Annotated in this window: 23 protein-coding genes and 1 riboswitch; of the genes, 12 read left to right on the top strand and 11 right to left on the bottom strand. The window is 59.0% G+C overall.

The window, feature by feature from the left end; all coding sequences use genetic code 11:
* Positions 1-28 precede the first annotated feature (28 nt).
* Complete coding sequence (locus OE750_RS15410; RefSeq protein ID WP_263765200.1) at positions 29-451, bottom strand: thioredoxin family protein; 423 nt, start codon at positions 449-451, stop codon at positions 29-31.
* Positions 452-805: 354 nt separating this feature from the next.
* Here OE750_RS15410 and OE750_RS15405 point away from each other — a divergent pair, with 354 nt between their 5' ends.
* Together OE750_RS15405 and OE750_RS15400 are read left to right on the top strand one after the other, a co-directional pair.
* A complete protein-coding gene (locus OE750_RS15405; protein ID WP_089889551.1) occupies positions 806-1,012 on the top strand; it encodes a cold-shock protein in 207 nt (68 codons plus the stop codon).
* Positions 1,013-1,170: 158 nt separating this feature from the next.
* On the top strand, positions 1,171-1,518 hold the full coding sequence (locus OE750_RS15400) for a RidA family protein (RefSeq protein WP_263765199.1): 348 nt from the start codon (positions 1,171-1,173) through the stop codon (positions 1,516-1,518).
* Between the two features lie 5 nt (positions 1,519-1,523).
* Here the strand turns inward: OE750_RS15400 and OE750_RS15395 are convergent, their stop codons facing one another.
* Complete coding sequence (locus OE750_RS15395; protein ID WP_263765198.1) at positions 1,524-1,922, bottom strand: acyl-CoA thioesterase; 399 nt, start codon at positions 1,920-1,922, stop codon at positions 1,524-1,526.
* Positions 1,923-2,079: 157 nt separating this feature from the next.
* On the opposite strand from OE750_RS15395, the gene OE750_RS15390 reads away from it, so the two are divergent.
* A complete protein-coding gene (locus tag OE750_RS15390) occupies positions 2,080-2,283 on the top strand; it encodes a hypothetical protein (protein WP_263765197.1) in 204 nt (67 codons plus the stop codon).
* A 6-nt stretch (positions 2,284-2,289) separates the two neighbouring features.
* Here the strand turns inward: OE750_RS15390 and OE750_RS15385 are convergent, their stop codons facing one another.
* The gene (locus OE750_RS15385) at positions 2,290-2,982 is read right to left on the bottom strand and encodes an arylesterase (protein WP_263765196.1); all 693 of its coding nucleotides are present in this window, start codon (positions 2,980-2,982) and stop codon (positions 2,290-2,292) included.
* Here OE750_RS15385 and OE750_RS15380 point away from each other — a divergent pair.
* Both OE750_RS15380 and OE750_RS15375 read left to right on the top strand, forming a co-directional pair.
* On the top strand, positions 2,981-3,667 hold the full coding sequence (locus tag OE750_RS15380; protein WP_263765195.1) for an ABC transporter ATP-binding protein: 687 nt from the start codon (positions 2,981-2,983) through the stop codon (positions 3,665-3,667). The two genes, OE750_RS15385 and OE750_RS15380, sit on opposite strands and share 2 nt — an antisense overlap.
* A complete protein-coding gene (locus OE750_RS15375) occupies positions 3,664-6,177 on the top strand; it encodes an ABC transporter permease (protein WP_263765194.1) in 2,514 nt (837 codons plus the stop codon). Before OE750_RS15380 ends, OE750_RS15375 begins: the two co-directional genes overlap by 4 nt.
* A gap of 40 nt (positions 6,178-6,217) precedes the next feature.
* Here OE750_RS15375 and gcvP read toward each other — a convergent pair whose 3' ends face one another.
* The 4 genes from gcvP to OE750_RS15355 all read right to left on the bottom strand — a co-directional run bounded on the left by gcvP (position 6,218) and on the right by OE750_RS15355 (position 11,384).
* Entirely contained in the window at positions 6,218-9,067 is a 2,850-nt protein-coding gene (gcvP, locus tag OE750_RS15370; RefSeq protein ID WP_263765193.1) for an aminomethyl-transferring glycine dehydrogenase, read from the bottom strand.
* Positions 9,068-9,148: 81 nt separating this feature from the next.
* On the bottom strand, positions 9,149-9,508 hold the full coding sequence (gene gcvH, locus OE750_RS15365) for a glycine cleavage system protein GcvH (protein ID WP_263765192.1): 360 nt from the start codon (positions 9,506-9,508) through the stop codon (positions 9,149-9,151).
* A 19-nt stretch (positions 9,509-9,527) separates the two neighbouring features.
* Complete coding sequence (gene gcvT, locus OE750_RS15360) at positions 9,528-10,643, bottom strand: glycine cleavage system aminomethyltransferase GcvT (protein ID WP_263765191.1); 1,116 nt, start codon at positions 10,641-10,643, stop codon at positions 9,528-9,530.
* A 150-nt stretch (positions 10,644-10,793) separates the two neighbouring features.
* Positions 10,794-10,880, bottom strand: a riboswitch (glycine riboswitch).
* A gap of 51 nt (positions 10,881-10,931) precedes the next feature.
* Positions 10,932-11,384 carry an RrF2 family transcriptional regulator gene (locus OE750_RS15355; RefSeq protein WP_263765190.1) on the bottom strand — a complete coding sequence of 151 codons (453 nt, stop codon included), beginning with the start codon at positions 11,382-11,384 and terminating at the stop codon, positions 10,932-10,934.
* Positions 11,385-11,477: 93 nt separating this feature from the next.
* Between OE750_RS15355 and OE750_RS15350 the strand changes: the two genes are divergently transcribed.
* Positions 11,478-12,050, top strand: coding sequence for a gamma-glutamylcyclotransferase family protein (locus OE750_RS15350; protein ID WP_263765189.1), 573 nt, complete (start codon positions 11,478-11,480; stop codon positions 12,048-12,050).
* 5 nt (positions 12,051-12,055) lie between these two features.
* Here the strand turns inward: OE750_RS15350 and gltX are convergent, their stop codons facing one another.
* The gene (gltX, locus tag OE750_RS15345) at positions 12,056-13,378 is read right to left on the bottom strand and encodes a glutamate--tRNA ligase (protein ID WP_263765188.1); all 1,323 of its coding nucleotides are present in this window, start codon (positions 13,376-13,378) and stop codon (positions 12,056-12,058) included.
* A gap of 157 nt (positions 13,379-13,535) precedes the next feature.
* On the opposite strand from gltX, the gene OE750_RS15340 reads away from it, so the two are divergent.
* On the top strand, positions 13,536-14,465 hold the full coding sequence (locus OE750_RS15340) for an MBL fold metallo-hydrolase (protein ID WP_263765187.1): 930 nt from the start codon (positions 13,536-13,538) through the stop codon (positions 14,463-14,465).
* Between the two features lie 208 nt (positions 14,466-14,673).
* Here the strand turns inward: OE750_RS15340 and OE750_RS15335 are convergent, their stop codons facing one another.
* Positions 14,674-16,332: an NAD+ synthase gene (locus tag OE750_RS15335; RefSeq protein ID WP_263765186.1), complete on the bottom strand. Its 1,659-nt coding sequence runs from the start codon at positions 16,330-16,332 to the stop codon at positions 14,674-14,676.
* A 142-nt stretch (positions 16,333-16,474) separates the two neighbouring features.
* Here OE750_RS15335 and OE750_RS15330 point away from each other — a divergent pair, with 142 nt between their 5' ends.
* Together OE750_RS15330 and OE750_RS15325 are read left to right on the top strand one after the other, a co-directional pair.
* On the top strand, positions 16,475-17,968 hold the full coding sequence (locus tag OE750_RS15330; protein WP_263765185.1) for an MORN repeat-containing protein: 1,494 nt from the start codon (positions 16,475-16,477) through the stop codon (positions 17,966-17,968).
* Positions 17,969-18,002: 34 nt separating this feature from the next.
* A complete protein-coding gene (locus tag OE750_RS15325; protein WP_263765184.1) occupies positions 18,003-18,356 on the top strand; it encodes a nuclear transport factor 2 family protein in 354 nt (117 codons plus the stop codon).
* 11 nt (positions 18,357-18,367) lie between these two features.
* On the opposite strand, the gene OE750_RS15320 is transcribed toward OE750_RS15325, so the two are convergent.
* Positions 18,368-20,764 carry a heavy metal translocating P-type ATPase gene (locus tag OE750_RS15320; RefSeq protein ID WP_263765183.1) on the bottom strand — a complete coding sequence of 799 codons (2,397 nt, stop codon included), beginning with the start codon at positions 20,762-20,764 and terminating at the stop codon, positions 18,368-18,370.
* 303 nt (positions 20,765-21,067) lie between these two features.
* Here OE750_RS15320 and OE750_RS15315 point away from each other — a divergent pair, with 303 nt between their 5' ends.
* The 3 genes from OE750_RS15315 (at position 21,068) to OE750_RS15305 (ending at position 24,043) form a co-directional block, all read left to right on the top strand.
* Complete coding sequence (locus tag OE750_RS15315) at positions 21,068-22,636, top strand: 2-isopropylmalate synthase (RefSeq protein WP_263765182.1); 1,569 nt, start codon at positions 21,068-21,070, stop codon at positions 22,634-22,636.
* Between the two features lie 154 nt (positions 22,637-22,790).
* Positions 22,791-23,456 carry a L,D-transpeptidase gene (locus OE750_RS15310; protein WP_263765181.1) on the top strand — a complete coding sequence of 222 codons (666 nt, stop codon included), beginning with the start codon at positions 22,791-22,793 and terminating at the stop codon, positions 23,454-23,456.
* A 245-nt stretch (positions 23,457-23,701) separates the two neighbouring features.
* Positions 23,702-24,043: a hypothetical protein gene (locus tag OE750_RS15305; protein WP_263765180.1), complete on the top strand. Its 342-nt coding sequence runs from the start codon at positions 23,702-23,704 to the stop codon at positions 24,041-24,043.
* Positions 24,044-24,108: 65 nt separating this feature from the next.
* Here OE750_RS15305 and OE750_RS15300 read toward each other — a convergent pair whose 3' ends face one another.
* Entirely contained in the window at positions 24,109-24,834 is a 726-nt protein-coding gene (locus OE750_RS15300) for a sterol desaturase family protein (RefSeq protein WP_263765179.1), read from the bottom strand.
* Position 24,835: the final 1 nt, after the last annotated feature.

Here is a 24,835-nt window from a genome sequence, read left to right as displayed (position 1 = left end):
TGGGTGCTAACCTACCACACCAACACCCTCACCCCACCCAGCTCACAATATCCCCTGCCCGCATAGCTCCGCTCTGCCGCTTCTTTTCCTTCCCGCCTTCAAAGCGCACCATGGTCGGAATACCCCGTATCCCGTAAACCTGCCCGGCCTTCTGGTGTTCTTCCGTATTCAGCTTCACCAGCCGCGCCTTGCCGGCCAGCACGTCGGCGGCTTTGCTGAACTCGGGGCCCATCATCTTGCACGGCCCGCACCACGGCGCCCAGAAGTCCACGACCAGCGGAAGCTCGTCGTTCTTCGCCGCCTTTTGCAGCGTCGCAAAATCGATCTCCACCGCCTTGGTTGAAATCAGCTTCGCGCCGCAGGTTCCACATTTCGCCCCCGCGCCGAGCTTTTCTTCCGGCACGCGGTTAAGCTGTCCGCACGCAAGACATGTCAGTTTCTTTCCAGCCATTTCAGCCTCCATCACATTCCAGTTTCAATATACGTTAGCCGCTCGCGCAAACAAGAGCACCGCACGCCACCTTAACCAAATTTCCCTAACAGAAATTAACAAATAGCCGGTGCACAGGGTGTGCACGCAGGGTGCACGCATATCACCCCCCGGTTTTGGGCAGGCTCTTGCCCGTTAACCACAGCGTTCGCTGCCCCTCTTGTAACGAATCCCGATCAGTGCCATATACCTCTTGCTACGATCTTCTACTCGACCCCTGTTTTCCGACCACCGGCTCACAGTTCTAGACGACGACGACGTGAATAAGCCGGGTTGCTGCACTTTCGCGGGCAACATTACTTAAGGAAAACACTGATGGCTACTGGCACAGTAAAATGGTTCAACTCAACAAAAGGCTTCGGCTTTATCGCTCCTGATGGCGGCTCAAAAGACGTGTTCGTTCACATCTCAGCCGTTGAGCGCGCAGGCCTCACAGGCCTCGCCGACAACCAAAAAGTAAGCTTCGACATCGAAGCAGGCCGCGACGGCCGCGAAGCAGCGTCAAACATCGAATTGATGTAAGCTGTTCTTCCAGAACACTTAAAGGCGCGTCCATTCGGGCGCGCCTTTTGCGTTTCGGGGCCTGAGTTGTGCTGCTTTTCTGGCATGAAATACCGCCCGCTCTTCCCATCCCGAAGCGCCTCACATATGGTCGCGAAATCAATTCAAAGGAGCGCCCCATGGCCGAGATCACCCGTCACCACACCAATGCCCGCATGAGCCAGATCGTCACCCACGGCGATACCATCTATCTCGCAGGTCAAGTCGGCAAACCCGAGCATGATGTCACCGCCCAGACGCAAGACTGCCTCGCCCAGATCGACACCCTTCTGGCCGAAGTCGGCTCTGACAAAACCAAGATCCTGCAATGCACCATCTGGCTCGCCGACATGGCCGATTTCGCCGCCATGAACGCGGTTTGGGATGCCTGGGTTCCGCAAGGCCACACGCCCGCACGCGCCTGCGGCGAGGCCAAACTGGCCACGCCTGACTACAAAGTCGAGTTTCTGATTACCGCAGTAAAATAAATAACTTAGCCCGCGGCCGTGCCTTTAGAAGGCACTGGCCGCGGGCGTCCTTCCTCGTCGATCGCGACATAGGTAAAGAGCCCTTCAGTGACTTTGTCACGCACACCCGTGTGCCGCCGGCGCGCCCAGGCCTCAAGCCCGATCGCCATCGAGGTATTCCCGACCCGCTCAACCCAGGCATAGACGCAGAGCACATCTCCCACCTGCACGGGGCGAATGAATTTCATCGCATCCACAGCCACAGTCGCCACCCGCCCGTCGGCGCGCTCGGCGGCGACAATTCCGCTGGCAATATCCATCTGCGCCAGCACCCAGCCGCCAAAAATATCTCCGTTCACATTTACATCCGCAGGCATCGCTACGGTGCGTAATGTCAACTCCCCGGTGGGTTCAATTTCAGTCATGTTTTTGGCCTTTCAACGCGCTGTCCCCGCATCTTTAACGTTTTGGTAAGGGATGGGGAATAGCTTGCAATCTGTTCCAACTTTTTTCCAGTGCCGCCATATTCTCGCCCTTTTACTCCTCCATAAGTCTAGATAGGGATAAAACAAGGTTCATACCATGCTGATCATAACTGTCATTTTTGGAAGCGTTGTTGGCTTAGCCGCCGCGCTGATCTCGTATTTTGTGCTAGGGCTCGGTTTGCTCGGAGCATTCGCACTCTATATGATGTGTTCCATCACACCCGTGCTCATCTCGGTTGCCCTCGTCGCAACGCAAACTGTCGTTGAACGTGAAAGCCGTGAAGGTTTGACAACCCGCTAAGCCGTCTCACTCGTCATTGCGCGCCGCAGCCACAAGCTCTAACAGCCGTGGCCCAAGCACTTCGACAATCTTGCCAACACCCGCTTCATTCGGATGCACACCATCGCTTTGCATCCACGCCAACGCTTCGGTTGGTGTTTCTCCCAAGGCGCTCAAAAAATTTGGCTCATAAAGCGTGCCATAAGCCTCAGCCAGATCAGCATAAATGCCCTCAAATGCCTCTTTGTATGTTTCGCCATAATTCCCAGGCGCTTGCATTCCGACCAATAACACAGGTATTTTCGCAGCTTGCGCGGTCTCAATCACCTTGGTCAAATTCGCCTTTGCATCTTCAGGCGGCAGCCCGCGCAGCATATCATTACCGCCCAGCGCAACCATAACCGCCTTGATATCCGGGCTCAGGCTCCATCCGATCCGCGCAGCTCCGCCTGCCGTTGTGTCTCCCGAAACACCGGCGTTCACCATGATAACATCTGCGCCTCGCGCGCGCATCCAGCCTTGTAACTGCGGCACAAGCCCGTCTTGCTCCATCAGCCCGTAGCCCTGCGTGAGGCTGTCGCCAAAGGCCAGAACACGCATAGGTTCTGCCGCCGAACCGCTGGCACCAAAGCAAATCAGCACAAGTGCCAAAGTTGCCTTGCGCATCGCCACCACACCCCCATATGAAACAGGCAGCACTCCAAACAGGCAATTTTTCATGACGTCTCCAATTATCCAGCTCACAAACGCGGGCCTCTCTTTGTCAGGCAACGCGGGTTCTGTCACCATTCTCTCTGGCATCACCCTCGCCGTAAACTCCGCCGAAACCCTTGCGCTCACTGGCCCGTCAGGCTCTGGCAAGTCCTCGCTGCTCATGCTCATGGGCGGGCTTGAGCGCGCCACAAGCGGGCAGATTGAAGCCCTCGGCCAAGACCTCGGCACAATGAGCGAAGATGCCCTTGCGAAGTTCCGTCTATCCAATATGGGCATTGTCTTTCAGTCTTTCCACCTTATTCCAACACTCACTGCGCTCGAAAATGTCGCGCTGCCTCTGGAGCTTGCAGGCATGGCCGATGCTCGAGCACAGGCCGAGGCTGGCCTCGCCGCAGTAGGCCTCGCCGAACGCTCGGGTCATTTCCCTGCGCAGCTTTCAGGTGGGGAGCAACAGCGCGTGGCTCTCGCGCGCGCCCTTGCACCAAAGCCCAAAATACTGCTGGCCGACGAGCCCACAGGCAACCTCGACAGTGCCACAGGCGCTGCGGTTTCAGATCTCATCTTTGAGCTTTGCAAAGCCTCGGGCACAACCCTTGTGCTCGTCACCCATGACACGGCCCTCGCCACACGCTGCGCCCGTGTCACTCAGCTATCCGGCGGAAAACTCGTTCCAGAAGAGCCAGTCGCATGAGCCTTCACACGTCTTTTCGCCTCGCCCGCGCCGAACTGCGCGGCGGTGCGCGCGGTTTTTATGTTTTTCTCATCTGCCTCGCCCTCGGGGTTGCTGCCATCGCGGCAATCGGGACCATCCGCGAGGCACTTGAGCGCGGCCTGTCCGAAAACGGTGCCGTGCTTTTGGGTGGCGATGCTGAAATTTCGCTGACCTACCGCTTTGCCAGCCCTGAAGAACGCGCCGCATTTGAAGCCAGCGCCACAGCCCTTTCCGAGATCGCCGATTTCCGCTCGCTTGCAGCCGTGGGCGACACGCGTGTGCTGACACAGGTGAAGGCTGTCGATACCGCCTATCCGCTCACAGGCGCGGTTGCGCTTGAGCCTGACATGCCTCTGTCTGAAGCTTTGGCCAAGCAAAACGGCGTCTTCGGCGCGGTCATGGATCCTGCCCTCATCGCTCGCCTCGGGCTTGAAGTCGGACAAATCTTCGCCCTCGGCGAGGCCCGCTTTGAGCTGCGCGCCGCCCTTACCCGTGAGCCTGACAGCGTGGCCAGCGGCTTTTCTCTCGGCCCGCGCACCCTACTTTACCGGGCCGCTCTTGAGGGGTCCGGCTTGCTCTCTTCCGGCACGCTTTTTGACAGCTCTTACAGGCTCGATCTCCCCGCAGGCACAGATTTAGATGCGCTGGAAAGCGATCTGCGCGCCGCCTTGCCCGACAGCGGCATCCGCTGGAAAGATGCCCGCAACGCCGCGCCCCAAGCCAGCGCTTTCATCGCCCGCTTGGGAGCCTTCCTCGTGCTGGTTGGCTTCTCGGGCCTCGCCATGGGCGGCATTGGCGTGTCGATCGCCGTGGGAGCCTATCTTGCCCGCAAGACCCGCGTTATAGCCACCCTGCGCAGCATCGGGGCGTCACGCAAAACCATCCTCACAAGCTATGCAGTGCAGATCTCGGTCATGGCCGTGCTGGGCATCACTCTTGGTCTCATCCTTGGCGGTGGCATTCCACTCCTCCTCGGCCCGTGGCTTGGCACGTTACTGCCCGTGCCGGCCGCCTTCGCGCTTTATCCCGCACCACTTTTCGAAGCAGCCATCTACGGCTTGCTCACCGCCGCGATTTTCACCATCTGGCCACTTGCCCGTAGCGAAAACGTGCGTGCCGCCACGCTCTTTCGCGAAAGCGAGGCTGGCACAGGCGGCTTGCCGCGTTGGCCCTATCTTGCGCTCATCGTGCTGCTCAGCGCCGCCCTTATCGGCGCGGCACTCTGGTTTTCAGGCAGCGCGACACTCACGCTTTATACCAGCGCTGCGCTGGCTATTGCCCTTGCTGTTCTGGCACTCGCCGCCTTCGGGATGCGCTGGCTCGCCCGCCGCCTGCGCGCCCGTGCCAGAAACCCCATGCATCGCCTTGCGCTTGCTTCTATCGGAGGCGCACGCTCTGATGCGCTCACCACCGTGCTTTCCCTCGGCCTCGGCCTCGCCGTGCTGTCTACCGTTGGCCAAGTCGATGGCAACCTGCGCCGCGCCATCACCGCCGATTTGCCAACAATCGCCCCGTCCTATTTCTTCATCGACATCCAGAAAAGCCAGATCGGCCCGTTTGAAGCCGCTCTTGGCGAAAACCCCGCCGTCAGCCTTGTCGAAACCGCGCCCATGCTGCGCGGTATTCTCTCCAAAATAAATGGCGTCCCCGCAACCGAGGTGGCCTCGGGCCACTGGGTTGTCGAAGGCGACCGCGGCATCACCTACTATGATGAGCTGCCAGAAAACTGGAGCATCGTCGCAGGCGAACACTGGCCGCTCGGCGCAGACGGCCCTCCGCAAGTGAGCTTCGCAGCCGAAGAAGCCGAAGAGATCGGCCTCAAGCTTGGCGACACACTCACGATCAATATTCTGGGGAGGCCCATTGAGGCCCAAATCACCAGCCTGCGCGAAGTAGATTTCTCAACTGCCGGCATCGGATTTGTCATGGCCGTAAACCCCGGCGCTGTCGCAGGCGCTCCACATAGCTTCATCGCCACAGTTTACGCAGAGCCCGAAGCCGAAGCTGACATCTTGCGCGATATGTCAAAGGCTTACCCCAACATTACTGCCGTCGCTGTAGGTGATGCTATCGCGCGTGTCTCCGAAGTGCTTGGCACATTGGCAGGCGCCACCCGTTGGGGCGCAGCCGCAGCGATCCTGTCAGGTTTCGTGGTGCTGATAGGAGCCGCAGGCACAGGTGCGCCCACCCGTCAACGCGAAGCGGCAATCCTCAAGTCACTTGGTGCAACCCGCAGCCAGATCCTGCGCTCGTTTCTTTTGCGCGCAGGCTTGCTTGGCGCGGCGGCAGCCCTCGTGGCGCTCGCCGCAGGCCTCACCGCAGCATGGGCCGTGAACACCTTTGTATTTGAATCCGACTTCGTAGTGATCTGGCCCTCTGCCCTCACCATCCTCGCCTGCGGCGTGCTGGCCAACCTTTTGGCCAATATCGGTTTTTCCTTGCGCGCCTTGCAAGCGAAGCCTGCGCAAATCCTGCGCTCCGAAGGATAAAGAAAAAACGCCCCCGTTGAGGCAAACGGGGGCGCCTCAATTATTCCGCAGCGTCGGCATAGTCTTCAAGCGGCGGGCAAGTGCAGATGAGGTGACGGTCGCCATAGGCATTATCGACACGGTTCACAGGCGGCCAGTATTTATCCACACGAAACGCCCCTTTGGGGAAACAGGCTTGCTCACGCGTGTAGGGTCTGTCCCACTCGCGCACGAGATCTTCCATCGTGTGTGGCGCGTTCTTCAGCGGGTTGTTTTCTGCATCCATCTTGCCTTCCTCGATCTCGCGGATCTCTTCACGGATCGACAACATCGCGTCACAAAAGCGGTCAAGCTCGGCCTTGGTCTCGCTCTCCGTCGGCTCGATCATCAATGTCCCCGCCACAGGCCAGGACATTGTCGGCGCGTGAAAACCATTGTCCATCAGGCGCTTGGCGATGTCGTCTACCGTCACACCCGCGCTCTCCGCGTAGGGGCGCGTATCAATGATACACTCATGCGCCACCCGCCCGTTACGGCCCTTGTAAAGCACGTCAAACGCCCCTTCGAGCCGCTTGGCAATGTAGTTTGCATTCAGGATCGCCACACGCGTCGCCTGCGTGAGGCCCTCACCGCCCATCATCAGAACATAGGCCCACGAGATCGGCAGAATAGAGGGAGAGCCATAAGGCGCAGCACTCACTGGCCCTGCCGTGCCGCCTGTCGCCGGATGTCCGGGAAGATGCGGCACAAGATGCGCCTTCACACCAATCGGCCCCATGCCCGGCCCGCCACCGCCATGCGGAATGCAGAAGGTTTTATGCAAATTCAAGTGGCTCACATCGCCGCCCAAGTCACCGGGCTTTGATAGCCCTACCATCGCATTAAGGTTCGCTCCGTCGATATAAACCTGCCCACCATGGCTGTGGGTGATCTCGCAGACCTCCTTCACCGTTTCCTCGAACACACCGTGCGTCGAGGGGTAAGTGATCATACAGGCTGCCAGATTGTCCTTGTGTTGCTCGGCCTTGGCTCGGAAATCATCGAGGTCGATATCTCCGTTCACCGCCGATTTGATCACTACAACTTTCCAGCCGACCATCTGCGCGCTTGCAGGGTTCGTGCCATGGGCCGACATCGGAATAAGGCAAACATCGCGGTGCCCCTGCCCTTCAGCCGCGTGATACTGCTGGATCGTCAGCAAACCCGCATATTCCCCCTGCGCGCCCGAGTTTGGCTGCATCGACATGCCGTCATAGCCCGTGATGTCGCAAAGCTTGGCGCTCAGGTCATCGAGCATTTCCTTATATCCAAGCGCCTGATCTTGCGGCACAAACGGATGGATCATCGAAAACTCGCGCCAGCTGATGGGCATCATTTCCGCCGCCGAGTTAAGCTTCATTGTGCAGGAGCCAAGCGGGATCATGGCCCGGTCAAGTGCGAGATCACGGTCAGACAGGCGGCGCATATAGCGCATCATTTCCGTCTCGGCGCGATTCATGTGAAAGATCGGATGCTGCAAAAAGCTGCTCTCGCGGTGCATATCCTCGGGCACACGGTATTCGGGCGAGAAGTCATCATCCTTGCGCGCAATCCCGAAGGCACGCCAAACTGCCTCAACCGTTTCAGGCCGCGTCGCCTCATCGAGCGCAATACCCACACGGCTTTCTCCCACAGCACGCAGGTTTACGCCTTCATCAACAGCCGATTTCAAAACAGCCGCCTGAAGCGGGCCAACATCCACGGTGATGGTGTCAAAAAAACTCTGAGGATCAACCTTGAAGCCCGCCACCTCAAGCCCTTTGGCCAAGCGCACAGCCTTGCGGTGAATGCGCTGCGCAATCGCCTTTAACCCTTCGGGTCCGTGAAAAACCGCATACATCGAGGCCATCACCGCCAGCAATGCCTGCGCCGTGCAGACGTTGCTTGTCGCTTTCTCGCGGCGGATGTGCTGCTCGCGGGTTTGAAGGCTCAAGCGATAGGCACGGTTGCCATGACTGTCCACAGACACACCCACAATACGCCCGGGCAAAGCGCGCTTATACGCGTCCTTACAGGCCATATAGGCTGCGTGCGGCCCGCCATAGCCCATCGGCACACCAAAGCGCTGCGTATTGCCCACGGCAATATCTGCGCCCATAGCGCCCGGTTCTTTCAGAAGCGTCAGCGCAAGCGGATCGGCGGCGACAATCCCGATCGCCTTTTGCTCGTGCAGTGCCGCGATATGGCGCGTGAAATCCCGCACATGACCGTATGTTCCGGGGTATTGAAACAGCGCGCCAAATACTGCGCTTGCGTCCATTTTGTCAGGGTTCCCGACAATCACCTCAATGCCGAGTGGCTCCGCGCGGGTCTTGACCACGGCGATGTTCTGCGGATGACAGTCACGGTCTACAAAGAAAGCCTTGGCTTTTGACTTGGCCACACGCTGCGCCATGGTCATAGCCTCGGCACAAGCCGTGGCCTCGTCCAGAAGCGAGGCATTGGCCACATCCAGCCCTGTGAGGTCCGTCACCATGGTCTGGAAGTTCAACAGCGCCTCAAGCCGGCCTTGTGAAATTTCGGGTTGATAGGGCGTGTAGGCCGTATACCACGCCGGGTTTTCAAGGATGTTCCGCTGAATCGCAGGCGGCGTCACAGTGCCGTAATAGCCCTGCCCGATGAGCGAGCGCAGCACTTTGTTCTTACCCGCCGTCAAGCGCATACGGTGAAGCATCTCACGCTCTGAAAGTGGCTTGCCAAAGTCCAGCGGCTTGGCCTGACGGATGCTCTTTGGAACCGTCTCGTCAATCAGCACCTCAAGGCTCGCAACGTCCAACACTTTGAACATAGCCTCCATTTCCGCAGGGCTTGGCCCAATATGGCGGCGGTTGGCGAAATCATAGGGCAAATAGTCGGTTGGCGTGAATGACATAGCTTTCTCCAGCGGGCACGGCCCTGCGCTTTTTCTTTCTGAAAATATCCGCGCCGCAGGCTCCCTACGGCGCGACCAATCTTAGCCGACAAATTTTTTGTAGGCGGCTTCGTCCATGTAGTCATCCATCGGGCTCAAATCCGACGGCTTCATCTTGAAGAACCACGCATCGCCCAGCGGATCGTCGTTCACCTTGCTCGGCTCGTCCACAAGCATCGAGTTTACTTCCACAATCTCGCCGTCCAAAGGCGCAAGGATGTCCGAGGCGGCCTTCACACTTTCAATCACGCAAATCTCTTCGTCTTTGGTCACTTCCGTGCCCTCTTCGGGCAGGTCGATAAAGACGACATCGCCCAGCTGCTCGCTGGCGTGCTCGGTGATCCCGACAACTATCAGCCCGTCTTCTTCGCGCAGCCATTCATGTTCTTCAGTGAATTTCATATTTGTCTCCTTGTTGGTCTTAGCGTTTGAAATTAGCAGGAATAAAAGGAAGCTTGGCCACTTGAACGGGCAAGCGCTTACCGCGCACCTCGCCAAACAACCGCGTGCCGACGGCGCTCATATCGCTCGGCACATATCCCATCGCCATGGGCGCTTGCAGGCTTGGCCCGAATGCGCCCGAGGTGACGACACCTATCGCGCCATCGCCTTCGGCGTCGGCAAAAAGCTCTGTCCCTTCGCGCATCGGTGCACGGCCTTCAGGCAAAAGGCCCACGCGCTTACGCGCCACACCTTCCGCCATCTGGCCCAGGATGACATCCGCACCGGGGAAGCCGCCTTCGCGCGCGCCACCTGTGCGACGCACCTTCTGAATACCCCATGTAAGCGCGGCTTCGACAGGGCCGGTTGCTGCGTCGATATCATGGCTGTAAAGGCACAGGCCCGCTTCAAGGCGCAGGCTGTCACGCGCGCCGAGGCCGATGGGTTCAACCCGCTCATCGCTCAGCAAAATACGGGTCAGTTCAACAGCGGCATCCACAGGAACGGAAATTTCGAACCCGTCTTCCCCCGTGTAGCCCGAGCGCGAAACCCAGCACTCGGCGCCATTCAAAGAGACAGTCGCCACATCCATAAATTTCATCTTGGCCACCTCAGGTGCAAGCACGACCAAAGCCGCCTCTGCTGCTGGCCCCTGAAGCGCCAGAAGCGCGCGGTTTTCAATGAATTCAACGCTCACATCAGGCTCCAAGGCCGCGCGCATCCGCGCGACATCGGCCTCTTTGCAACCCGCGTTGACCACCAGAAACAGATGGTCGCCACGGTTGGCAAACATCAAGTCATCCTCGATCCCGCCAGCCTCGTTGGTGAAAAACCCATATCGTTGGCGCTCGGCTTCAAGCCCTATAACATCTTGCGGGATAAGCGCTTCAAGCCCTGCCGCCGCACCGGCGCCTCGCAGAATAACCTGCCCCATATGGCTCACATCAAACAGCCCGGCCTCTGCACGGCAGTGCAAATGCTCTTTCATCACACCAAGCGGATACTGCACGGGCATATCATAGCCCGCAAACGGAACCATCTTCGCTCCAAGTTCCAAATGTAAGTCATAGAGCGGCGTGCGCTGTAATTCGGCCATAGGCTTTCCCCTTCAAACCCGCCGAAATTGAGCATTCGCAGGCATCAAATCTGCACGCTTCGTCAGCGCGCCTGTGATGCCCCTCTCTGTCCTTTTGCCTGAGATCGCTATCCCTTCGGCGGACGCTCGCGCGCCTCTCTCCAGATTTTTGTCAATCCCGCGGTCCTGTGGCCTGAGAGTTTCCGGGGCGGTTGCTCCTTCGGCACTGACTCGCGCCAGTTCTCCCGTGAGATTGTTCGCATACGATAGAATACAGCAGGGTGTCTCGCAAGCGCGAAAATCCGTCGCTTATGCGGCATGCTCGCAGCGGAATGTGCCGAGAATAGCTTCAAGAGGCGCATTGTCACAGACCAGCGCATCCAGTGTCACCCCGTCAAGATGCGCGTAAAACGCTTCCGCGGCGTCCTGAAGAGCAATCCGCAGGCGGCAGGCGTCTTTCAGCGGGCAGGAGTTGTCAGCGTCTGCAAAACACTCCGCCAGCGGCACTTCGCTTTCAAACTCGCGAAACACATCGCCAATGTTGATCTGCCCGGGTTCCCGTGCAAGCCGCAACCCGCCGTTCCGCCCGCGTTGCGTGTGCAAAAAACCGTGCTGCCCCAAACGGTTGATCACTTGGGCAAGATGGTTCTCCGAAGAGTTGCACGGCCCTGCAATTTCGGATTTGGTCACAAGCCGGCCCGGATTCACGGCGCAAAACATCAAAATTCTGATCGCAATATTTGTGCGTTTGGTCACGCGCATTTCGGGCCCTCCAAAGGCTAAACTATATTTCTAATACACCATCAGGCGCACAATCCATTTGACATAAATCAACTCACCAATCATCCATCGCTTATGAAACATGCTTACTTCTTCGGCTACGGCTCGCTCGTCAACCGCTCCACCCACAGCTTTATCGAAGCCCACCCGGCCAGCGCGCGCGGCTGGCGGCGCGCATGGCGCAGCACGGCCTTGCGCCCCGTATCCTTCCTCACGGCCCTGCCCGATACCGCATGTGAGATCGAAGGGCTCATCGCCCATGTGCCCAATGATGACTGGGCCGCACTGGATGCGCGCGAGCACGCCTATGCACGTGTGGGCGCCGCTCATCAGATCACCCATCCGCTGGGCAACACCGCCTCCTCCATCGCGATTTACGCGATCGAGGATGGGCATCACTTTGATCCGAGTTTGGAAAACCCGATTCTGCTCAGCTATCTTGATGTGGTCATTCAAGGCTACCTCACCGAATTTGGCGAAGCAGGGGCGCAGCGGTTTTTCGAGACAACAACAGGCTGGGACGCACCCGTGCTCAACGACCGCGCCGCACCGCTCTATCCGCGCCACCAAACGCTGACAGCCGACGAGCTAACCTTTGTTGATGTAGCCCTCACCCGCCTCGGCATTCAGCCGACGGACGGCAACTAAAACGCTCAGCCTCGAGCCTTGATCACCTGCAACAGCGGCAAAAGCGCACCCATGTCAGGGCCGTGCTCCATCCCCGTCAGCGCTTTGCGAAGCGGCATGAACAGCCCCCGGCCCTTGCGGCCCGTGGCCTCTTTCACAGCAGCGGTCCAAGCGCCCCAGCTTTCACCCGTCAGCTCGCCCGCGGGCAAAAGTGCCATCGCCTCGGCAATAAACTCTTTGTCCTCGGCATCAATCACAGGCTCGGCCCCCTCACGGATCAACAGCCACCACGCGGCCAAATCCTTGCGGGTCTCGATGTTTTCACAGACGGCATTCCAGAATGCTTCCGCCTGCGCCGCAGGCACACCCAGCGCTGCGATGTCATCGGCCACAGCCGCAAAAGGCTGCGCGTGGAGATATTTTGCCGTCAACGGGAAGAGATCCGCGACATCAAACTTTGTTGGCGCTGTGCCAAAATGGCTGATGTCAAAGCCGTCGATCAAATCGGCCATCTCGGTGCGCAGTTCCAAAGGATCCGACGAGCCAAGCCGCGCCATAAAGCTCAAGAGAGCCATCGGCTCAACACCCTGCTCGCGTAAATCGCGCAGCGCCAGCACACCCAGCCGCTTTGACAGCGCTTCGCCCTGCGGGCCTGTCAAAAGCGAATGGTGCGCAAATTGCGGGACCTTGCCGCCAAGCGCCTCGATAATCTGGATCTGCGTGGCGGTGTTGGTCACATGGTCCGCCCCGCGCACCACATTTGTCACACCCATCTCGGTGTCGTCCACAACGCTCGCGAGCGTATAAAGCACCTGCCCGTCCGCGCGAATGAGCACCGGGTCCGAAACCGAAGCCGCATCAATCGAGACATCCCCGATGATACCGTCGTTCCACTCGATGCGCTCCTGATCAAGCTTGAAGCGCCAATAGCCGCCGCGCTCCGCGCGCAAGGCGTCTTTCTCGGCCTCGCTCAGCGCAAGGCCCGCACGATCATACACAGGCGGGTTGCCCATGTTGAGTTGTTTTTTGCGCTTCAGGTCAAGCTCTGTCGGCGTTTCGAACACCTCGTAAAAGCGCCCCATTCCGCGCAGTTTCTCGGCGGCGGCTTCGTATTGCTCAAGGCGGAGCGATTGGCGCTCGACGCGGTCCCATGTGAGGCCGAGCCACTCAAGATCCTGCTTGATCGCATCAACATATTCTTCCTTGGAGCGCTCGGGGTCAGTGTCATCGATCCGCAGGATAAACTCGCCCCCGGCCTTACGCGCGATGAGAAAGTTCATCAGCGCAGTGCGCAGGTTTCCAACGTGGATGTAACCTGTGGGCGATGGGGCGAAGCGTGTTGTGGTCATCAGAGTTCTCCGAAATAGGCTTGCGCCATGTCCCATACCGCTGCGCCAATGTCCAGATGCGCTTGCTGGCAGAAACCGCGTTCAAATTCGCGTGAAATGCATCCACTGCTACATATTTAGCGTATGGTTCCCATTATCAAACAAAAGAGAGGCCTCCATGACACATAGCAAGCACATCACGCGCCGCACAGCTCTTCTGGGGGCAGCTTCGCTGCCAATGGCAGCAGCAGTAAGCAGCCCTGCTTTTGCCGCCGCCGAAATGCTCGGCGCAAGCACAGCAAAGTTCAACCGCGTAAAGCTCGGCGGATTTGAAGTCACCTCCCTGCTCGCGGGCACACGCACCGTGCCCGAGCCGCAGACCATCTTCGGGATGAACGCCACGCCCGAAGAGTTTGCCGAAGCCTCGGAAGCGGCGAATATCCCGACCGACAAGGCGCAGTTCTTCTTCACCCCGACTGTCGTTAACACAGGTGAAAAGCTCGTGCTGTTTGACACGGGGCTCAACGCAGGTGGCATCTCAGGCGCGCTGCAAGCAGCGGGCTACACACCCGACCAGATCGACACCGTCGTGATCACCCATATGCACGGCGACCACATCGGCGGCCTAATGAACGAAGGCGCACCGACATTCGCCAACGCAGATTATGTTACAGGCGCCGTAGAGTTCAACGCTTGGGACAAGATGGGCAACGAAGGCTTTGACAGCAAAGTGCGCCCGCTGGCCGAGAAAATGGCCATGCTCGATGACGGCGGTTCTGTCGCCTCGGGCATCACCGCCATGGCCGCCTTTGGCCACACGCCTGGCCACATGGCTTACAGGCTGGAAAGCGAAGGCCAGCAGCTTGTTCTGGCAGCCGACTTTGCCAACCACTATGTCTGGTCGCTCGCTTATCCTGACTGGGAAGTGAAGTTTGATCAGGATAAGGCCGCAGCAGCCGCAACCCGCCGCAAGATGCTCGATATGATGGCGGCGGATAATATCCCCTTCATCGGCTATCACATGCCCTTCCCCGCCATCGGTTATGTCGAGACCCGCAGCGACGGCTTTGAGTATGTGCCTGCGAGCTATCAGCTATTGATGGAGTGAGTTGATTTCGAATTTTCGCTCGTTGAACGCAAAAGCGCGCTCTGCGCGCGAGCGTTGAGCGAAAACCCGACCGATGCGAGAGGGGCCAGCCCCTCTCGCGCTCTCCCCCAGGCAGCTTGCGAAGCAAACGCGATGACAGACAGAGCGCACTTGTTGCGCAGAGTCGGTGGGATACTTTTAGCAAGAAAAAGAGCAGGCTCTTTTGACTTCAACTCGGGTCGCGCCAGCGGTTGACGATAGGATAGCGGCGGTCCAGCCAGAAAGCGCTTGGCGTGAGCCTTGGCCCGGGCGCCGACTGGAAGCGCTTGTATTCGCTAATGTATATCAGGTGCTCAATGCGCTTGACTGTGTCGCGGTCGTGCCCCGCCTCAACGCAATCGGCAACCGATTGGTCATGATCCACCAGACGTTCAAGAATATCATCAAGCACATCATAGGGCGGCAGGCTGTCTTCGTCCTTCTGGTCGGGGCGCAACTCGGCTGAGGGGGGCTTGTCGATGATCGCCACAGGGATCACCTCGCCTGCGCGGCCCTGCATCCAGGAGCGGTGATTGGCATTGCGCCAGCGGCATTGCTCGAACACGCGGGTTTTGTATAGGTCTTTGATCGGGTTATAGCCGCCCGCCATGTCGCCATAGATCGTGGCGTAGCCCACGGCGACTTCGGATTTATTGCCTGTGGTAAGCAACATCTCGCCAAATTTGTTCGACATCGCCATCAGTAGCAGCCCGCGCAAACGCGACTGGATGTTTTCTTCGGTTATATCTTCCGCGCGGCCTTCAAACAGCGGCGCGAGTGTTTCGGTGACAGCATCACGACCCGCCTTGATCGGCACGATATCATAGTGGCAGCCGAGGCGACCGGCGATATCCTTGGCATCGTCAAGTGAGGCTTGGGATGTATATTCCGAGGGCAACATCACGCAGCGGACATTATCAGCCCCCAGCGCATCAACCGCGATGGTGGCGACAATCGCGCTGTCGATACCGCCGGACAGGCCCAAGAGCACCTTCTTGAAGCCGGTTTTGCGCATATAATCGCGCAGGCTTTCCACCATCACGCGATAGTCCTGCTCCCATTCGTCGGGCAGAGCGGTCATTTCGCCTTTGACAATTTTCCAGCCCTCGCCCGTGTCGACGAGCTCGACCATGCGCAGCTCTTCATCAAACACCCCGAATTGATGCGCCAGCGCGCCGTGGGCGTTGAGCGCAAACGAGCCGCCGTCAAACACCTGATCATCCTGCCCGCCGACCATATTGAGGTAAATCAGCGGCAGTTCGGTTTCCACAACGCGACCGACCATATGGTTAAGGCGCGTCAAGTGCTTGCCGCGATAGTAAGGGCTGCCGTTGGGAACAAGCAGAATCTCGGCACCGCTTTCTTGCAGTGTTTCGGTGACATCAGCGTGCCATGCGTCCTCACATATCGGGCTACCGATGCGCAAACCCTTGACGGTGTATGGTCCGCTCATGGGGCCTTCGTCAAAAATGCGCACCTCGTCAAACACGGTTTCGTTGGGCAGGTGATGCTTGAGCACCCGCGCGCTGACGCGGCCCTCCTGAAGCACATAGTAGCCATTGTAAAACCCAAGCCCCTCAACAGCAGGACCACCGATCGCCAGCGCGGGGCCATCGGCACAGTCAAGCGCCAAAGCCTCAATCGCCGCAATCGCCGTTTGATGAAAAATAGGCTTCATAACAAGATCTTGCGCATTGTATCCAGTGATAAACATCTCCGGCAGCGCCAACATATCCGCGCCTGCATCACGGGCTGCTTTCCAAGCCTTTAGTGCTTTGGCCTTATTGCCCTCGATGTCGCCAACAACCGGGTTCAACTGCCCCAGCATCAAGCGGAAGTTCTTTGCCATAGCGCCCTCTTTCTCAAAACTTGACCGCTGATTTAGCACAAACTCCGCCAAGGGAAAGAAGAACCCGTTGCCCCCGCCGCCCTGCTCGCTTAACTTTCGCTTAAACTTTGGTAAATTTGCCGCGCATAAAGGTGGACCGACAATGACATTTCGCACGACCGCACTGAAGCTGACAACAGCGTTCGCGCTTGCTTTCGCCGCCCCTGCATCGGCACAGGACGGTCAGGTCAGCACCAAGCAGTATGATGACGGCGGCGTCTACGAAGGCACGTTCAAAAACGGGCTGCAACACGGCACAGGCACCTACCGCCTTCCCAACGGCTACGAGTATTCAGGCGAATGGGTCGATGGCGAGATCAAGGGCCGCGGCACGGCACGCTTTCCCAATGGCTCGGTCTATGAGGGCGAGTTTGAAAAAGGCAAGCCGCAAGGCGTTGGCAAGATCGTCTTTGCCGATGGCGGAACCTATGAGGGCAGCTGGGTCGAAGGCAAGATCGTAGGCCAAGGCATCGCCCACTATGCCAACGGCGTGCGCTATGAAGGCGCGTTCCTCAATGCGCAGCACCACGGCAACGGCGTGATGACCTCCCCCAACGGCTACACCTACGATGGCACATGGGTGGGCGGCGTCAAGGATGGCAACGGGCGCATCACTTATCCCGACGGGGCGATCTATGTGGGCGAAGTGGCCGGCGGCGAGCGTGCTGGCCAGGGCACGCTCACAATGCCCGACGGCCTTGTCTACGAAGGTCTCTGGGAGGCGGGCCAGATCGGTGGCACAGGCAAACTCACACAAGCCAACGGCGATGTTTTTGAAGGAGAACTGGTGCAAGGCCGCCGCGAGGGCAAGGGCCGCGTCACATACGCCAATGGCGATAGTTTTGAGGGCGACTTCGCAAACGACAAACGCGAAGGCCAGGGCATTTTCAAAGGCGCTGACGGCTATACCTATGAAGGCTCATGGATTGACGGGCGCATCGAGGGCGACGGAAAAGTGACATACCCTGATGGCTCTGTCTACGTGGGCCAGTTCCGCGCTGACCAGCCCGATGGCAAAGGCACCATCACATACGCCGACGGCTCATCCTATGAAGGAGACTGGGCCGCAGGTGTTATCGAGGGCAACGGGCGTGCCACATACGCCAACGGCGTGGTCTATGAAGGCGGCTTCAAAGGCGCGCAAAACCACGGCTTCGGCATCATGACCTACGCCGACGGCTACCGTTATGAAGGCAACTGGGCCAACGGCCAGCGCGAGGGCGCGGGCAAAGCCACCTACCCCGACGGCACCGTCTACGAGGGCAACTTTTCAGGCGGACAGCGCAGTGGCAACGGGACAATCACCATGCCCGACGGTTTCACATACGATGGCGAATGGAACAGCGGTGAAATCTCTGGAAAGGGTAAAGCCACTTACGCCAATGGCGACATTTACGAAGGCAGCTTCCAGGGCGGGAAACGCCAGGGCACAGGCACAATGACTTACGCCTCGGGCGAATCCGAGACTGGCGAGTGGAACAACGGCGTACTGGGCGCGGAGCAAGGCAGCGATGCACCCGCCGCCGAACCACAACCCACCGCCGAGCCAACGCCCGTAGCCGACCCCCTTGTGCCTGCAGAAACCGCAGATCAATAACGCCTCGCAGGACTATTATTGATGGGGAATGAGAATGGACTGCCAAGCATTCGCACACTCTTGGGAAAACGGATGGAACACACATAACCTTGACACGATCATGTCGCATTACCGTGATGATATCGTCTTTCGATCCCTTAAGGCCAAGGCGCTTGTGGGCGCCGGTGAAGTGCATGGAAAACAAGCGCTAAGAGAATATTGGAGCGCAGCCCTCGCACGGCAACCAGACCTGAAGTTCACAATTCAGGAGGTTTTTGAAGGCCACGACATGATGGTGATTTCCTACCTCAACCATCGCGGTGTCCTCGCTTCAGAGGTTCTGTATTTCGATGCAGCGGGCCAGGTTTACCAAGCCGCCGCCTGCCATTGCACATCCCAAGAAATCTAGCACCAGCGTCCTTACGCCCGCTTGAGCCTCAGCGCGTTGCTCACCACAAAAACCGAGCTGAGCGCCATGGCCCCCGCCGCCAGCATCGGCGAAAGCAGCCAGCCAGTCAGCGGATACAGAAGCCCCGCCGCCACAGGAATAAGCGCTGCATTGTAAGCAAACGCCCAAAACAGGTTCTGCCTTATATTGCGCATCACCTTGCGAGCAAGCCGCACCGCAACCAGCGCCTTGTCGGGCGCGCCCGTCATCAAGACAACCTCGGCACTCTCGATCGCCACATCCGTTCCCGTGCCAACCGCAATGCCCACATCCGCCGCCGAAAGGGCTGGTGCGTCATTGATCCCGTCGCCGACAAAGGCCACAGGCCCCTGCTCTTGAAGCTTTCGGATCGCGTCAAGTTTGCCCTCGGGCATGACCTCGGCAATCACCTCGTCAATCCCCGCCTCATCGGCGATGAATCTTGCCGCCGCTGCGCTATCACCCGTGATCATCACCGTTTTGAGGCCCATCTCGTGCAGCGCCTTTACGGTGGCCACTGCGTCAGGCTTCAAAGCATCCGACACCGCAAAGAGCGCCGCGATCTGCCCGTCGATTGCAGCGTAGGAAACCGATTTCCCCGCCGCCTCCAGCGCACTCGCGCGCCCGTCAAGCGCAACGCCCTGCTCGCGCATCAAACGCACCGTGCCGATCAGCACTTCGCGTCCTTCCACCTGCGCCGCGACTCCCTGCCCGGCAATCGCCTCGAAACTCTCTGCCGCGGGCATTGCACCCTCATGTGCCGCCACAATTGCGCGCGCCACAGGATGCTCGCTGCCCTGCTCCGCCGCCGCCACAAACCGCAAGGCCTCGGCCTTTTCAAACCCGCCCAGCGCCTCAAAGTCGGTGAGCTTCGGCTTGCCTTCGGTCAGCGTTCCCGTCTTGTCAAAGGCCACGGTGCGCACGTCCGACAAGCGTTGCAAAGCATCCCCCTTGCGAAAGAAAACTCCAAGCTCCGCTCCACGCCCCGTGCCAACCATAATCGACATGGGTGTCGCCAAGCCCATCGCACAGGGGCAGGCGATGATCAGGACCGAGACAGCGGCGACAAGCGCATTGGCAATCCCCGCGCCAAAGGCGAGCCACGCCAGCAGCGTGAGCACAGCAAACCCCATGACCACAGGCACAAACCACATGGTCACGCGGTCCACCAACGCCTGAATGGGCAGCTTCGCCACCTGCGCTTCTTCTACGGTGCGCACAATGCCGGCCAGCACCGTGTCTGCGCCGACTTTCTCGGCCATCATCTCCAGCGCCCCCGCGCCGTTCACGGTTCCCGCGATCAACGCATCGCCTTCGCTCTTGCGCACGGCCATCGGCTCACCCGTCAGCATGCTCTCGTCCACATGGCTCTCGCCGCGCGTGACAGCCCCGTCCACAGGCACACGCACACCGGGGCGCAAACGCAGAACATCACCCGCGCGCACATCACTTGCGTCAGCCTCTTCAAAAGCGTCACCGCGTTTGATCTCGACCCGCGTGGGAGCAAGCTCCACCAGCTTGGCAATCGCCTCGCCCGCCCGCCCCTTCGCGCGCGCTTCCAGATAGCGACCCAGCAAAATCAACGTGACAATCACGGCTGCCGCCTCAAAGTAAACTGCACGCGCCCCGCTCGGCAGCAGGCCCGGGGCAAATGTCGCCACAACCGAATAAGAGTAAGCCGCCAATGTCCCAACCGCGACCAGCGAGTTCATATCCGGCGCGCCCTTCATCAAGAGCGGCAGACCTACGGTGTAAAACTTGCGCCCCGGCCAGATCAGCACAGCGCTTGTCAGCACAAACTGGAATATCCAGGAATTCACCTGCCCGAATGTTCCCGCGACCCAGTGGTGAAACGGCGGATAGATGTGCCCGCCCATCTCCAGCAGGAACACAGGCAAAGCCAAAGCCAGCGCGATGAGGAAACTACGCTTCAGCCCGTGGACTTCTTCCGCCCGCCGCTCCGCAGCACTCGGCCCCGTGCCCTTTTGCACTGCCGCATACCCCGCACTCTTTACCGCAGCGATAATATCGGCCTCGCTCACCACGCGCTCCAGATATGTCACCCGCAACTCGCCGGCCGCAAAGCTCACATTGGCCTCGGTTACCCCCTCAAGCCCGCGCACCGCCGCCTCGACACGGCCCACACAAGAGGCACAGCTCATACCTTCAACCACAAAAACAGCGCTCTCGACCCGCGCAGGGTAACCCGCCTTGGTCAAAGCCTGCGTCACATCCTCCAAGCCTGCATCGCCCAGATCAAGGCTCGCGCGCCTGGTTGCAAGGTTCACTGACACCTCGCTTGCACCTTCAACGCCCGCAATCGCCTCCTCCGCACGGCGCACACAGCCCGCACAGCTCAAACCTTCAATAGACAGTTCAATTTTGCTCATGTTTCACCTCTTTGAGCCGAACCTAAGCCTTCCACTAACTGGAGGGTCAAGCCCCACAAAGGCCCCAAGCGCATTTTCTCGCAAATTGGGGGTTTATCTCGGCAAATCCCGCTCCTATAACTTCGTTCATGAACACGCAGACACATATCACACCTATGCCGCCCCGCGCTTCACGCGCCGCGCGCACTGCGTCTGCCCTACTGCTTCTAAGCTGCCTCTGAGCGTGCCTCATGGCGCACGCGCTCAGAGGAGTGACGGCCCGCGCCCCCAAGCTTAGATATTCACAAAACACAGAGAACCGATATGACATCTGCAAACGCATCTGACCGCGTCTATATTTTTGACACCACTTTGCGCGATGGCGAGCAATCGCCCGGCGCGACCATGACCCATGAGGAGAAGCTCGAAATCGCCGAGCTCTTGGACGATATGGGCGTCGATATCATCGAAGCAGGCTTCCCCATCGCCTCCGAGGGCGATTTCAACGCCGTTTCCGAGATCGCCAAGCGGAGCAAGAACGCCGTGATCTGCGGCTTGGCCCGCGCCAACGCAAAAGACATCGACCGCTGCTTTGAGGCTGTCAAACACGCCGCACAACCGCGCATTCACACCTTCATCGGCACATCGGAGCTTCACCGCGCCATCCCCAATCTCACGATGGACGAAATGGCCGAGCGCATCCACGACACAGTGACCCATGCGCGCAACCTCTGTGACAATGTGCAATGGTCCCCCATGGACGCCACCCGCACCGAATGGGACTATCTCTGCCGCGTGATCGAAATTGCCATCAAGGCAGGCGCGACCACAATCAACGTGCCTGACACGGTCGGCTACACCGCGCCCATGGAAAGCGCCGATCTGATCAAACGCCTGATCGAAACTGTGCCGGGTGCGGATGAAGTTATCTTCGCCACGCATTGCCACAACGATCTGGGCATGGCCACGGCCAACGCCCTCGCCGCCGTTGCTGGCGGCGCGCGCCAGATCGAATGCACAATCAACGGGCTTGGCGAGCGCGCAGGTAACACGGCGCTGGAAGAAGTCGTCATGGCGCTCAAAACGCGCCACGATATCATGCCATGGACCACAGGGGTGGATACCACCAAAATCATGAACATCTCCCGTCGCGTGGCCGCCGTCTCGGGCTTTGCTGTGCAATTCAACAAGGCCATCGTCGGCAAAAACGCCTTTGCGCACGAGAGCGGCATCCACCAAGACGGTATGCTGAAGAACCGCGAAAACTTCGAAATCATGCGCCCCGAAGATGTCGGCCTCGCCGGCACATCCCTGCCCTTGGGCAAACACTCCGGCCGCGCGGCTTTGCGCGACAAGCTCGAGCATTTGGGTTTTGAGGTGGGTGACAACCAGCTCAAAGACGTGTTCGTGCGTTTCAAAGACCTGGCCGACCGCAAGAAAGAGGTGTTCGATGATGATATCGTCGCCCTCATGCGCGTGGGCGAAACAGCCGAAAGCGACCGTCTCAAGCTCATCACTCTGCGGGTGGTTTGCGGCACGGGCGGCCCGGCTGACGCGACCTTGGTGATGATGGTTGATGGCGAGGAAAAAACCGCAATCGAAAAGGGCGACGGCCCTGTCGATGCGGCCTTCAAGGCGATCCGCAAAGTCTATCCCAACACGGCACACCTCGAACTTTATCAAGTCAACGCCGTGACAGAAGGAACCGATGCGCAAGCCACGGTTTCGGTCCGCCTTGAGGAAGACGGCAACATCGCCACAGGCCAGTCAGCCGACACCGACACAGTCGTCGCCTCGGCCAAAGCCTATATCCACGCGCTCAACCGTCTACTCACACGGCGCAGCAAAACGGGCGAAGACACCAAGGAAATCAGCTACAAAGACCAAAGCTGAATGAAAACAGTCCGGGTGCCGTGCAGTTTATTCCGGCACTCGGGCCATACTCTAACGAAAGAATCACAGCCAAGTGATTGGCCATTTGCTTTTTCCTATCGCATCAAAGTATCATAGTTTTCTGCTTCAATCCGATTACGGAGACATTCGTCCTATGCTCACGCGCCGTCATTTCATCGCAACTTCAGCCGCTCTCTTTTCCGCACCCATCGCCAGCGCGGTCAGCGCCGCGCCCACCTCGCCACGCTCGATGTGGGATAAATGGGATGCCCAGATCACACCGGCGAATTTTGACCCGGCAACAACTAACCCATGGGGATTTCACCCGCGCTTCCTGCCACAGCTGGTTCAGGCCAACGCAGGCCTGACGCCGGGTGATGTTCACGTCGATGCCGTGGCACGCTACCTCTACCATGTCCGCGATGACGGCACCGCGATGCGCTATGGCGTCGCCATTGCCCGTGGCAACCTCTACGAAGCGGGCGTCTATAACATCAAGGTCAAGAAAAAGTGGCCAACATGGACACCTACCCCCGCGATGATCAAACGTGACCCGCATCTTTACGCCCAACACGCCGACGGCATGAACGCAGGCCCGAAAAACCCGCTCGGCTCACGCGCGCTCTATCTCTTTGAGGGCAACCGCGACACCTACCTGCGCATTCACGGCTCCCCCAGCCCGCGCAGCATCGGCGGACGCGCAAGCTCGGGCTGCGTGCGCATGGTGATGGCGCATATCAACGGCCTCTACGAGCAGGTGCAGGTCGGCTCCACAGCACACCTCCACCCTGCCGAAGACGCAATCACAGCCAGCAGCTAAGACGCGCCCGCAGATATGTCACAAAAGGCCGGAGCATATCCGGCCTTTTTGCTTTCCACCCACCTGGTGGCGCGTTCTCCGCAAAAACCTACCGCCCCTTCCAAGCGTCACACACACATGAAACCAAAAGGTAATTTCTCCGCAAAGCACATCGGCAGGCGTTCTAGGCCAGACAAGACACTTGCCAAGCGCGGATCAAGAGTGTTGTCTAGTCTCTGATTATTGGTGGTGTGGGGCACGAACATATGAGCAGCCGACGCAAAATGCAGGCGGGTGACTGGTTCAACGGGGCTGCAATTCTCGCGGTGGGCGTTTTTCTCGGATTGGCGGCCGACAGCATGGCAGATTTGGCGGGCACCGCGTCCTGGCCCTTGATCACCATCATTCCGGTTTTGTTCGGGGGTGCTTTTCTTTGCGTTGTCTTGCTTGACAGCCTGATTGATCGGGTCTTCCCGAGCGGGGTCAAACCTTCGTCCAAAACCCTCGCAAAAAAGCGTAAACCCTTCGCGCTTCTGATGAGTCTGCCCGCCGGAATTGCAATCGGGGTGATCGGGGCGCAGTTGGGTTTGAGCGACCTTCTTTTATAAGCCCCCATTCGTTGGCTTTGACAAGGAACCGTCGGTCATTGCCTTGTCTTGCCCTTCGCACATCCTCAAGCCCGCGCCGCGCGGGCGATCTCATCCTCCGTCAGCCCGTATTTCCCCGCAAACCGCGCCCGCGCCCGCACAAGCCGCCCGTCATCAGGCCGCATTCCCAGCGTGCGGATAAACTCGGCCCGCTGCTTGTTCTTCAAATCGTCCCGGTCAATCGCCGTGTGCATCGCACGGTCAATTACCTCGCCCCCGGGCGAGACATGAAACCACTTCGAGAAATCACGAAAGTGGTGCTGGTTGTGCAGCGTCGTGACATGGCGCTCGACACGGGTTTTCGCCACAGGCAAATGCGCGGTCATGTGAAACCACTCGTAGGCCATGAACGTCAACACGCCGCCCACAAGAACAATAGCAACGGCAATATCAAAAGCAGCCGGCAGCCCCACAAGAGCCGCAATCGCCCATACAGCGGCAAAATTGAAGCCAAGCACAGGCAAGGCAACCCAAGGCGGAACAAAGAACAACCCGTGGTTGGTCGGAAAATCGTGATGTCCGTAATGGACTTGATAAAGAAGGTTGAAGGCCCACTGTTGCTTCGGCGGCGGCAAGTGGAAGACAAACCTGTGCAGGTTATACTCGTTCAGCATTTGCGCCAGCACACCAAAGGGGACCAACAACCAGGCCCACCCAGGCGCATGGACAATCATGATCACAAGCCCGAGCAAAGCCACAAGGCCCATGGACACCACGCTGAAATGCGAAAACATGAGCTTAAGCCGTTTCACC

It is taken from the genome of Lentibacter sp. XHP0401, from assembly GCF_025751535.1.
Taxonomy (GTDB): domain Bacteria; phylum Pseudomonadota; class Alphaproteobacteria; order Rhodobacterales; family Rhodobacteraceae; genus Lentibacter.
This window is presented reverse-complemented; position numbering and strand designations above follow the sequence as displayed.